Annotated in this window: 9 protein-coding genes and 1 pseudogene; 4 read left to right on the forward strand and 6 right to left on the reverse strand. The window is 74.2% G+C overall.

The genetic code is table 11. The features are described 5' to 3' along the window. Nucleotides 1-27: 27 nt before the first annotated feature. The 3 genes from AB0O00_RS01605 to AB0O00_RS01615 all read right to left on the reverse strand — a co-directional run bounded on the left by AB0O00_RS01605 (nucleotide 28) and on the right by AB0O00_RS01615 (nucleotide 2487). Nucleotides 28-498, reverse strand: a complete 471-nt coding sequence (locus AB0O00_RS01605; RefSeq protein WP_363647939.1) for a hypothetical protein — start codon at nucleotides 496-498, stop codon at nucleotides 28-30. A 70-nt stretch (nucleotides 499-568) separates the two neighbouring features. Further along, nucleotides 569-1627, reverse strand: a complete 1059-nt coding sequence (locus tag AB0O00_RS01610; RefSeq protein ID WP_363647941.1) for an acyl-CoA desaturase — start codon at nucleotides 1625-1627, stop codon at nucleotides 569-571. A gap of 95 nt (nucleotides 1628-1722) precedes the next feature. Beyond that, nucleotides 1723-2487 carry a hypothetical protein gene (locus AB0O00_RS01615; protein ID WP_363647943.1) on the reverse strand — a complete coding sequence of 255 codons (765 nt, stop codon included), beginning with the start codon at nucleotides 2485-2487 and terminating at the stop codon, nucleotides 1723-1725. Nucleotides 2488-2751: 264 nt separating this feature from the next. On the opposite strand from AB0O00_RS01615, the gene AB0O00_RS01620 reads away from it, so the two are divergent. Continuing rightward, entirely contained in the window at nucleotides 2752-5253 is a 2502-nt protein-coding gene (locus tag AB0O00_RS01620) for a helicase C-terminal domain-containing protein (RefSeq protein WP_363647945.1), read from the forward strand. A gap of 4 nt (nucleotides 5254-5257) precedes the next feature. Here AB0O00_RS01620 and AB0O00_RS01625 read toward each other — a convergent pair whose 3' ends face one another. Then, nucleotides 5258-5509, reverse strand: coding sequence for a hypothetical protein (locus AB0O00_RS01625; RefSeq protein ID WP_363647947.1), 252 nt, complete (start codon nucleotides 5507-5509; stop codon nucleotides 5258-5260). Between the two features lie 102 nt (nucleotides 5510-5611). Between AB0O00_RS01625 and AB0O00_RS01630 the strand changes: the two genes are divergently transcribed. Both AB0O00_RS01630 and AB0O00_RS01635 read left to right on the forward strand, forming a co-directional pair. Continuing rightward, nucleotides 5612-6016, forward strand: a complete 405-nt coding sequence (locus AB0O00_RS01630; protein ID WP_363647949.1) for a hypothetical protein — start codon at nucleotides 5612-5614, stop codon at nucleotides 6014-6016. A gap of 74 nt (nucleotides 6017-6090) precedes the next feature. Next, on the forward strand, nucleotides 6091-7728 hold the full coding sequence (locus AB0O00_RS01635; RefSeq protein ID WP_363647951.1) for a DNA repair helicase XPB: 1638 nt from the start codon (nucleotides 6091-6093) through the stop codon (nucleotides 7726-7728). A gap of 12 nt (nucleotides 7729-7740) precedes the next feature. Here AB0O00_RS01635 and AB0O00_RS01640 read toward each other — a convergent pair whose 3' ends face one another. Next, a complete protein-coding gene (locus AB0O00_RS01640) occupies nucleotides 7741-7896 on the reverse strand; it encodes a hypothetical protein (protein WP_363647953.1) in 156 nt (51 codons plus the stop codon). A 290-nt stretch (nucleotides 7897-8186) separates the two neighbouring features. Between AB0O00_RS01640 and AB0O00_RS01645 the strand changes: the two genes are divergently transcribed. Next, nucleotides 8187-10262, forward strand: coding sequence for an AAA family ATPase (locus AB0O00_RS01645; RefSeq protein ID WP_363647955.1), 2076 nt, complete (start codon nucleotides 8187-8189; stop codon nucleotides 10260-10262). A 143-nt stretch (nucleotides 10263-10405) separates the two neighbouring features. Here AB0O00_RS01645 and AB0O00_RS01650 read toward each other — a convergent pair. Further along, nucleotides 10406-10813, reverse strand: a pseudogene (locus tag AB0O00_RS01650) (copper homeostasis protein CutC); the annotation flags it as partial.

Raw genomic sequence — 10813 nt, forward strand, 5'->3', positions numbered from 1 at the left:
AACGAACGAGGGGCCACGCGCGCCCGCTTACGCCACGGGCTCGGACGTAACCGTCGCCGCACGCCAGGTGGCGATGATGTCGGCCGCCTTGGTCTCGAAGTCCGGGTCGCGCCAGGTGTTCGGCATGCCGATCACCGCCGGCAGCTTGAAGTCGCCGAGCTCCCGGTGGGTGACCCGCACGACGTCTCCGGCATTGGCGCGGCCGCTGTTCTTCCCGACCTCGACGTTGGTGATGTCCGCCCAGGCGAACCGCTTGCGGGAGCCCAGCAGCCCGGTCCACCAGATCTCGCGCTCGTCGAAGCTCACGCTGCTGAAGGCGCCCCTCACCTGGAAGAGTCCACCGACGACCAGGAAAACGCCGACGGCCATGCCGGCGACGGTCCGGCCGTCCATCGGGGAGAGCGAACCGCGGTACAGAAGCCAGGCGCCCTGGGCTATGAAGAGCGCCGAGAAGATCCACTGGCGGCGTATCTGCGCCTGTTGGAGACGGTAAGTCACGTGTTTCACCAGCGGATCTTGGCAGGTCAGATGCATCTGAGGAAGCGTCACCGTCGCCCCCCGTCCCGCCTCACTCCCCCGAGCGAATCGGCTCCCCGGTGTGGTGCAGATGGGCAAGGATCTCGCGGTACGAGCGAAAGAGCCCGACCTCGTAGTACGGGATGCCCTTCTCCGCGCAGAACGCGCGCGTGATCCGCGCCGCCCGTCCGAGCGCGGGCGTCGGCATGCTGGGGAAGAGGTGGTGCTCCACCTGGTAGTTGAGGCCGCCCATCACGGCGTCGACGGCGAGGCCGCCACGGACGTTGCGCGAGGTGAGGACCTGGCGGCGCAGGAAGTCGAGCCGCATGTCCGGGGTGACCATCAGCATGCCCTTGTGGTTCGGGGCGAAGACGCAGCCCAGGTAGACGCCGAGCAGCGCCTGGTGGACGGCGAGGAAGGCCACCGCCTTGCCCGGCGGGAGCGCGGCGAAGACCAGCCCGAGGTAGCCGGCGAAGTGGACCACCAGCAGCGTTCCCTCCAACCAGGGCCGCTTGACCGCCGGGCCGCGCAGGGCACGGAAGCTGTTGAAGCTGAGGTTGAGGCCCTCCAGCAGGAGCAGCGGGAAGAACAGGAACGCCTGCCGCCGGCCGATGAAGCGGGCGAGCCCGCTCGCCTGCCGGGCCTGCCGCTGGGACCAGACGACGAGGTCGGGGGCGACGTCCGGGTCGCGCTCCTCGTGGTTGGGGTTGGCGTGGTGGCGGGTGTGCTTGTTCATCCACCAGCCGTAGCTCATCCCCATCAGCAGGTTGGCGGCGATCCGGCCGCCGATCTCGCTGGGCACGCGCCGGGAGAACACCTGGCGGTGGGCCAGGTCGTGGGAGAGGAGGCCGATCTGGGCGAACACGACGGACATCGCCGCCGCCAGACCGAGCTGCCACCAGGTGTCGCCCAGCGCGAACAGGGCGCACCAGCCGCCGGCGAAGGCGGCGAGCACCAGACCGGCGCGGACGGCGTAGTAGCCGTGCCGCCGGCCGAGCAGGCCCTCGGCGGCGATCCGGCGGCTCAACTGGGCGAAGTCGCTGCCGCCGCCGTCCGGCTGCGGGGCGAGGGCCTCGGGTGCGACCGTCAACGTCGCGGGCTGTGTGGGCATGCCCCGAGTCTGGTTCGCCGGGCCCACCCGGAAGAACGGGGAAATCACCCGTCCCGTACGGGGTGTTAACCCCCCTCCCCCACCCGGGGCCAGCCTCACCCCTCCTGCTGCGGCCTCCGGCGCAGGGCCATGAGGAGCAGGAACGCCGCGGTCAGGGCTGCCGAGAGGCGCAGGACGCCCGGGGCGGAGGCCCACGTCATCTGGCCGAGCTGGTTGCCTGGTCCGGCTCCCGCCTGGCCGTGCTGGTTCTGGCGCATCTGGTAGAGGGTGGTGGCGCTCATCGTGATCAGCGGGATGCCGAAGATCGCGAACTTGCGGGTGAGGTCCTTGAGTTGGGTGGAGAGGTAGCCGAGACCCCAGCCCGCGAGCATGGCCGGGAAGAAGCCGGTCCAGGCGCCGCCCGCGAGGAGGGCGGAGGCGAGCAGGAGCAGCGGGGACGGGCGGCGGCCGGCGAGCGCGCCCTTCTTCGGGGGTTTCGGCGAACCGGCCGCCTTGGCCTTCTTCTTCCCCTTCTTCGGAGCCACCACCGGTTCCGCGGGCGGCGCCTCGCCCTCCGTCGCGCGCTGCTCGGGGATCGGCTTCGGCGGGGCGGGCGGCGCGTCCGAGAAGTTGAGCATCACGAGGTCCCAGCCGCCCCCGCCGGAGTGGTACAGCTGCGGCGGCGGTACGGCGTCCGGGTCGGCCTCGGCGTCGGGCTCGCGCGGCGGGTCGAGGGGCACGGCGGACATGCCCGGCACGCCCGGGGCCGTGGCGGCGTCGTACACGCTGTCGTCGGGGCCGGCCTCGGCTCTGTCGGGCTCACCGCCGCCCTGCCTCGCGCTCCACGGCCCGCTCTTGCGCCACCACTCGCCGTCCGTCATCCCCGACACCCCGCCTCGCCCGTACCCTGCCCGACCCACCGAAGCCCGACCCTCCGAAGCCCGACCCACCGAAGCCCGACCCTCCGAAGCCCGACCCACCGAAGCCCGGCCACCGAAGCCCGACCCACCAAAGCCCGGCCACCGAAGCCCGGCCCGGTCCGGCCCCACCGAACCGCCCTGGGCGTGACGCTACCCATCAGTCCCCCACCCACGCGAGTCCCGACTCCGGGTCCACCGGCGCCACACCCGACTAACCTAGGTCGAATGACCACACAGCAGGGCCCCCAACGCTCCGGCAGGTCCGCCGCCGGCCCCCGCACGCTCGCCGAGGAGCTGCGCGCCCGCCCGGACGACGCCCTGGCCGCCCTGCTCCGCGCCCGCCCGGACCTGCTCAACCCGGTGCCCGGCGACCTCACCCAGCTCTCCGCCCGGCTGTCCTCGCGCGCCTCCGCGCTGCGCGCCCTGGAGCGGCTCGACCGGTTCACCCTCCAGGTCGCCGAGGCCCTGGCCACCGCCCCGGACGGCACTACGCTCACCGCCGTCCGCACGCTGCTGACCGGCCCCGCGAAGGTCAAGCCGCACCCCGGCGCCACCCCGCTCACCCCGGCCGACCGGTCCGCCGTCGCCGCCGCGCTGCCCCGGGCGATCGCCACCCTGCGCGACCGCGCCCTGCTGTGGGGCCCGGACAACGGGCTGCGCCTGGTCCTCGCCGTCCGCGAGGCGCTCGCGCCGACCGCCGCCAACCCGGGCCGCACCGGCCTCGGCCCGACGCTCGCCGACGCCACCATGGGCATGTCCCCGGCCCGGCTGCAGCAGCTCCTCGCCTCCGCCGGGCAGCCCGCGACGCCCGACCCGGTCACCGCCGTCGCCGCGCTCACCGCGCTGCTCGCCGACCGCGCCCGCTGCGACGCGCTGCTCGCCACCGCCCCCGAACCCGCGCTGCGGCTGCTGGAACGCCTGGTCTGGGGCCCGCCCACCGGCACCGTCCCGGACGCCGCCCGCCCGGTCACCGCCGAGGACGCGCAGAGTCCCGTCGAGTGGCTGCTGGCACGCGGCCTGCTGCTGCCGAGCAGCCCGGGCAGCGTCGTCCTGCCACGCGAGCTCGCCCTGCACCTGCGCGGCGGACGCACCCACCGCACCGTCGAACCCGCCCAGCCCGAGCCCGCGCCCGCCACTCCACCGCGCGATCCACAGGCTGTGGACAGCGCCGCCGCCGGCCAGGCCCACACCGCCGTCAAGACCGTCGAGGAAGTGCTCGACCTGTGGGGCCTCACCCCGCCGCCCACCCTGCGCGCGGGCGGCCTCGGCGTGCGCGACCTCAAGCGCACCGCCCAAGCCCTGGAGACCACCGAGCAGCAGGCCGCCTTCTGGCTCGAACTCGCCTACGCGGCAGGCCTGCTGGCCCCGGACGGCGAGGCCGACGAGTGCTGGGCCCCGACCCCCGCGTACGACACCTGGCTCCAGCAGGACACCGCCGAGCGCTGGTCCGTCCTCGCCGCCGCCTGGCTCGCCGCCACCCGCGTGGCCGGCCTCACCGGCACCCCCGACGGCAAGGGCAAGCCGCGCGCCGCCCTCGGCCCCGAACTCGACCGCACGCTCGCCCCGTCCGTCCGCCGCGCCGCCCTCGCGCTGCTCGCCGAACTCCCGCCCGGCACCCCCGCCACCGCCGCCGAACTGCTGCCCACCCTGCGCTGGCAGCGCCCGCTGCGCGGCGGCCCGACCGGCCCGGACGGCCACGAGCTGCGCGACGACCTCGCCGCCTGGGCCCTCGCCGAAGCCGAACTCCTCGGCATCACCGGCCGCGGCGCCCTCGCCGCCCCCGCCCGCGCGCTGCTCACCGCCGAGGCCGACCCGGCCGAGGTGCTCGCCCCGCTGCTGCCCCGGCCGCTCGACCACGTCATCCTGCAGCCCGACCTCACCGCGATCGCCCCGGGCCCGCTGCTCACCCCGCTCGCCCAGGCGCTCGCGCTCTGCGCCGACATCGAGTCCAAGGGCGGCGCCACCGTCTACCGGTTCACCCCGGCCTCCGTGCGCCGCGCCCTCGACGCCGGACGCACCGCCGCCGACCTGCGGGGCTTCCTGGAGCAGCACTCGCGCACGCCCGTCCCGCAGCCGCTCAGCTACCTGATCGACGACGTCGCCCGCCGGCACGGCATCCTGCGGGTCGGCGCCGCGTCCTCGTACCTGCGCTGCGACGACACCGCGCTGCTCGGCGAGGTCCTCGCCGACCGCCGCTCCGCCGACCTGCGGCTGCGGCTGCTCGCGCCCACCGTCCTCGCCTCCCAGGCCGCGCCGGACGTCCTGCTCGCGACACTGCGCACGATGGGCTACGCCCCGGCCGCCGAATCCGCCGAGGGCGACGTGCTGATCACCCGCCCGGACAGCCACCGCACCCCGCCGCGCACCGCGCCGACGCCCGTCCCGGACGGCCCGCCCACCCCCGACGACACCCTGCTCGCCGCCGCCATCAAGGCCATCCGGGCGGGCGACCGCGCCGCGACCGCCACCCGCCGCGAACCCGCCCCCGACCCGCGCAAGCTGCCGCGCACGGCCGCCGCGGAGACGCTGGCCACCCTCCAGACCGCCGTCCTGCTCGGCGAGCGGATGTGGATCGGCTACCTCAACGCCGAGGGCATCGCCAGCCAGCGGATCATCGACCCGGTCAAGGTCGAGGGCGGCTTCGTCACCGCCTTCGACCACCACGCCGACGAGCTGCGCACCTTCGCCCTGCACCGCATCACGGGCGTGGCCGAGCTCGACGAATAAGGGCTCAGTGCCCCTGCGACTCCTTCATCTTCTCCTTGACCGCCTGGTCCGCCAGGGTGCCGATCTGCCCCTGCCCGACCGGCAGTTGGCCCCCGCTTACAGTGTCCGCCAGGAGGAACCCGGGCGCCGCGAGCAGCCCGCCGGGCCCCTCGCCGATGCCCGCGACGGCGTGCGCCGCGCCGGCGGAGGAGGCGGTGGCGGCGAAGGCCGTCCCCATGAGGGCGAGGGCGGTGAGAACACGCTTCGACTTGTTCATGCCCGGCCCAACGAGCGACACGCGCCGGGGTCACCCGCGCCGTTGCCCGCCTCCCGCACCCGGCGCAGTCTGGAACAGGGGGTTCCCGACAGGAGGCAACCCATGCTCGGCGATCTGATAGGCGAAACCCAGGGCCAGGACACCGGCCGACGCGTCATCGCCGCAGGCGACGGCCACGTGACGGTCGAGGTCTCGTTCCAGGGCAGCGGCAGCTACTTCGGCGTCGCGGTCAACACCATCGGCACCTACGAATCCGAACTGCGCCCCGACGGCTCCCTCTACGGCGAGGGCCAGGGCGTCGACATGACCGCCGACGGCCAGTCCGTCACCTGGCACGGCAGCGGCGTCGGCCACTTCACCGCGGACGGCGGCACCAGCTTCCGCGGCGCACTGTTCTTCTTCACCACCTCCCCGCAGCTCGAACGCCTCAACGGCGTCGCCGGCGTCTTCGAGTACGAGACCGACGCGAGCGGCAAGTCCACCGGCAAGCTCTACGAGTGGAAGTAGCCCGCCACTGAACGCCGGGGATGCGCGACACTGGAGGGTCTGCGTCAACCCCAGCCAGTGGAGGGCTCCCCCGCGTGAACGACGGACCGCTCATCGTCCAGAGCGACAAAACTCTTCTCCTGGAGATCGACCACCCCAAGGCCGCCGACTGCCGCCGCGCCATCGCGCCGTTCGCCGAGCTGGAGCGGGCGCCCGAGCACGTGCACACGTACCGGGTGACGCCGCTCGGGCTGTGGAACGCGCGGGCCGCCGGGCACGACGCGGAGCAGGTCGTCGACGCCCTGGTGACGTACTCGCGCTACCCGGTGCCGCACGCGCTGCTGGTGGACGTGGCCGACACCATGGGCCGCTACGGGCGGCTCCAGCTCACCAAGCACCCGACGCACGGACTGGTGCTCACCACCACCGACCGGCCGGTGCTGGAGGAGGTGCTGCGCTCCAAGAAGATCGTCCCGCTGGTCGGCGCCCGGGTCGACCCCGACACCGTGGTCGTGCACCCCTCCGAGCGCGGCCAGATCAAGCAGGTGCTGCTCAAACTCGGCTGGCCCGCCGAGGACTTCGCCGGGTACGTGGACGGCGAGGCGCACCCCATCGACCTGGACGAGGACGGCTGGCAGCTGCGCCCGTACCAGGCGCAGGCCGTCGAGGGCTTCTGGCACGGCGGCTCCGGCGTCGTCGTGCTGCCCTGCGGCGCCGGCAAGACGCTGGTCGGCGCCGCCGCCATGGCGCACGCGAAGTCGACCACGCTGATCCTGGTCACCAACACCGTCTCGGCCCGGCAGTGGAAGCACGAGCTGGTCAAGCGCACCTCGCTCACCGAGGACGAGATCGGCGAGTACAGCGGCACCAGGAAGGAGATCCGCCCGGTCACCATCGCCACCTACCAGGTGATGACGACCAAGCGGAAGGGCGTGTACGCGCACCTGGAGCTCTTCGACGCCCGCAACTGGGGCCTGGTCGTCTACGACGAGGTCCACCTGCTGCCCGCGCCGGTGTTCAAGTTCACCGCCGACCTCCAGGCCCGCCGGCGCCTCGGCCTGACCGCGACCCTCGTGCGCGAGGACGGCCGCGAGGGCGACGTGTTCAGCCTCATCGGCCCCAAGCGCTTCGACGCGCCGTGGAAGGAGATCGAGGCGCAGGGGTACATCGCGCCCGCCGACTGCTGCGAGGTCCGGGTCACCCTGACCGACTCCGAGCGCCTCGCCTACGCGACGGCCGAGCCGGAGGAGCGCTACCGCTTCTGCGCCACGACGGCGACCAAGCGGCGGGTGGTGGAGGCGCTGGTCAAGAAGCACGAGAAGGACCAGACGCTGATCATCGGCCAGTACATCGACCAGCTGGACGAGCTCGGGGAGGCGCTCGACGCGCCCGTGATCAAGGGCGAGACCAGCAACGCGCAGCGCGAGAAGCTCTTCGACGCGTTCCGCAACAAGGAGATCGGCGTCCTCGTGGTCTCCAAGGTCGCGAACTTCTCGATCGACCTGCCCGAGGCCACGGTGGCCATCCAGGTCTCCGGGACCTTCGGCTCCCGCCAGGAGGAGGCCCAGCGCCTCGGCCGCGTCCTGCGCCCGAAGGCGGACGGCCACGCGGCGCACTTCTACTCCGTCGTCGCCCGGGACACCGTGGACCAGGACTTCGCCGCGCACCGGCAGCGCTTCCTGGCCGAGCAGGGCTACGCCTACCGCATCATCGACGCGGACGACGTGCTGTAACGACAGGAACGGTCAGTACCGGACACCGTCGCGCCCGAGGAAGATCACGCGCGCGGCGGTGTCCAGGGCGATCCCGACGTTGCGGACGGCGGTGGCGAGCAGGCTGTGGTGGCGGCCCGGGAGGGCGGTGGCGCCGGCCGGGGCGGTGATGGGGTTGCGAGTGCTCATGTCTTCAACGGTAGGCACCCGACCGGCCGAGGGCATCACTCCAAAGGCCGCATCCGCCAGGGCGGACCTCGTCCTCCGGGTGTATGCGCACCCCTGAGACCTGCGGGGCTGGAACCCCGAGACGGACGGGTCTAAGATCGTCCGTCTGCCCCCTCCCGCACCGTGGTACCTGCTGAAGTCCCGCAGGCAGCCGGGGGAGGTGCCGACCGCACGGCAACCGGCCGGCCGTACCCACCGTGAGCTCCATCGATCCGCTGCGCCCGTCACCGGGGCAGCCGGGAAGGTTCGCTGTGCCCGCCACCCCCACCACCGACCCCCTCCAGCGCGAACGCGACCACCTGGCCGCGTCCCGCTCCGCGCTGCGGGCGATGCGCGAGGACGTCCAGTCGCTGGACCTGCGCGACGTCACCGGCACCTGGGTGTCCGCCGTCATCCTCCAGAACCAGATCGAGGCCAGGATCGCCGCCCTGGCCGACCTCGCCGACACCCCGCTGTTCTTCGGCCGCCTCGACTACCTCCACGCGATCAGCGAGGAGCTGTCCGAGGGCGGAGGCGGGGAGAACTTCTACATCGGCCGCCGCCACGTCCACGACGCCGACGGCGACCCGATGGTCATCGACTGGCGCGCGCCGGTCTCCCAGCCGTTCTACCGGGCCAGCCGCACCGAGCCGATGGACGTCGAACGCCGCCGCCGCTTCGGCTACACCGGCGGCGAGCTCACCGCGTACGAGGACGAGCACCTCAGCGACCCCGAAGCTGTGACATTCTCCGGCTCCGCCGGGGGCTCCACCACCTCCGCCCTCCTCGCGGCCGAGATCGAGAAGCCCCGCGTCGGCCCGATGCGCGACATCGTCGCCACCATCCAGCCCGAGCAGGACGAGATCGTCCGCTCCGACGTCACGGGCACCATCTGCGTCCAGGGCGCCCCCGGCACCGGGAAGACCGCCGTCGGCCTGCACCGCGTCGCGTACCTGCTGTACGCGCACCGCGAGCGCCTCGCCCGCACCGGCACGCTGGTGATCGGGCCGAACAACGCGTTCCTCTCGTACATCGAGCAGGTCCTGCCCGCCCTCGGCGAGCTGGACGTCGCCCAGTCCACCGTGCAGCAGCTGGTCGGGCACGTCGAGGTCCGGGGCGAGGACAGCCCCGAGTCGGCCCGGCTGAAGGGCGACGCCCGGATGGCCGAGGTGCTGCGCCGGGCCGTCCGCGCGGGCATCGCGCTGCCCACCGAGCCCTGCGTGGTCGTCCGCGGCTCCCGCCGCTGGCGCGTCCCCGCCTACGAACTGACCGAGATCATCGAGGAGTTGAAGGGCCGCGACATCCGCTACGGCGCCGCCGGCGAGGCCCTGCCGCAGCGCATCGCGCACGCCGTGCTGCTGAAGATGGAGCAGTCCGGCGAGGCCCCGGACGACCGGGTGCAGGACGCGGTGGCCCGCAACTCCGCGGTCAAGGCCGTCGTCAAGCAGTGCTGGCCGCCGGTCGACCCGGCCAAGCTGGTGCTGCGGCTGCTCTCCGACCCGGAGTTCCTGGCCGGGTGCGCCGAGGGCGTGCTCACCGCCGAGGAGCAGCAGGCGGTCCTGTGGCCCAAGCCCGGCCGCTCGGTGAAGACGGCCCGCTGGACGGCCGCGGACGCCGTCCTGGTCGACGAGACCACCGACCTCGTGCAGCGCACGCCCTCGCTCGGGCACGTGGTGCTGGACGAGGCCCAGGACCTCTCCCCGATGCAGTACCGCGCGGTCGGCCGCCGCTGCACCACCGGCTCGGCGACCGTCCTCGGCGACCTCGCCCAGGGCACCACCCCGTGGGCGACGGCGAGCTGGCCCGACGCCCTGCACCACCTGGGCAAGCCGGGCGCCCACGTCGAGGAGCTCACCAAGGGCTTCCGGGTGCCGGAGGAGGTCATCGCGTACGCCTCCCGGCTGCTGCCCGCGATCGCCCCCGGCCTGGCCCCCGCGACCTCGGTCCGCGACGCTCCGGGCTCGCTGGCGATCCGCCGGGTCGCGGACGGGGAACTGACGGCGGCCGTGGTCGAGGCCTGCCGGCGGGCCCTGGAACACGAGGGCTCGACCGGCCTGATCGCCGCCGACGCGCGCATCCCGCTGCTCGCCGAGGCGCTGGCCGAGGCCGACCTGGCGCACCTGACCCCCGGCACCGAGACCAGCGCCGAGGCCCGGCTGACGCTCGTCCCGGCCTCGCTCGCCAAGGGCCTGGAGTACGACTACGTGGTGCTGGACGAGCCGGCCGCCGTCATCGCCGGCGAACCGGACGAGCGCACCGGCCTGCGCCGCCTGTACGTGGCGCTCACCCGCGCCGTCTCGGGCCTGACCGTCCTGCACGCGGAGCCCCTGCCCGAGCAGCTCGGCTGACGGCGGAGGGGCCGGCCCGCATCCGGACCGGCCCCTCCCGCGCACGACGGGCCCCGGCACGACGCGATCCCGCGCAAGGCGGCGTGACCGGCCCCTCCCGCGCGCGACGGGCCCCGGTCGCCCGGCTGTCGGCGCTTCCACGCTCAGCCGTCGATCAGGGCCCGCCACTCGGCGACCTTCGCCGCGTCGACCGGCGACTGCCACCCGCCGGCGCGGACCGCGCCGCCGACGTGGAAGGCGTCGAAGCCGGCCGCCCGCAGCCCCGGCACGTGCTCGGCCCGCAGGCCGCCGCCGATCAGGATCCGCTGCCCGTACCCGGGCTCGCCCTTCCTGGCCAGCTCCGCGAGCAGCACCTCGCGCCCGGCGTCCACACCGCCCGCCGCGCCCGAGGTGAGGAAGGTGTCCAGCCCGGGCAGCGCGCCGACGGCCGCGCGGACGGCGGCCCGGGCGGCGCTGTGGTAGTTCGCCCGGGGGAATGTCCAGCGGCAGCCGGCCACCGCGTCCGCGACCGCCGTGGTGGCGGCGAGGTCGACGGCGCCGTCCGCGGCGGG

The sequence above is a fragment of the Kitasatospora sp. NPDC093558 genome, assembly GCF_040683475.1.
Classification (GTDB): Bacteria; Actinomycetota; Actinomycetes; order Streptomycetales; family Streptomycetaceae; genus Kitasatospora.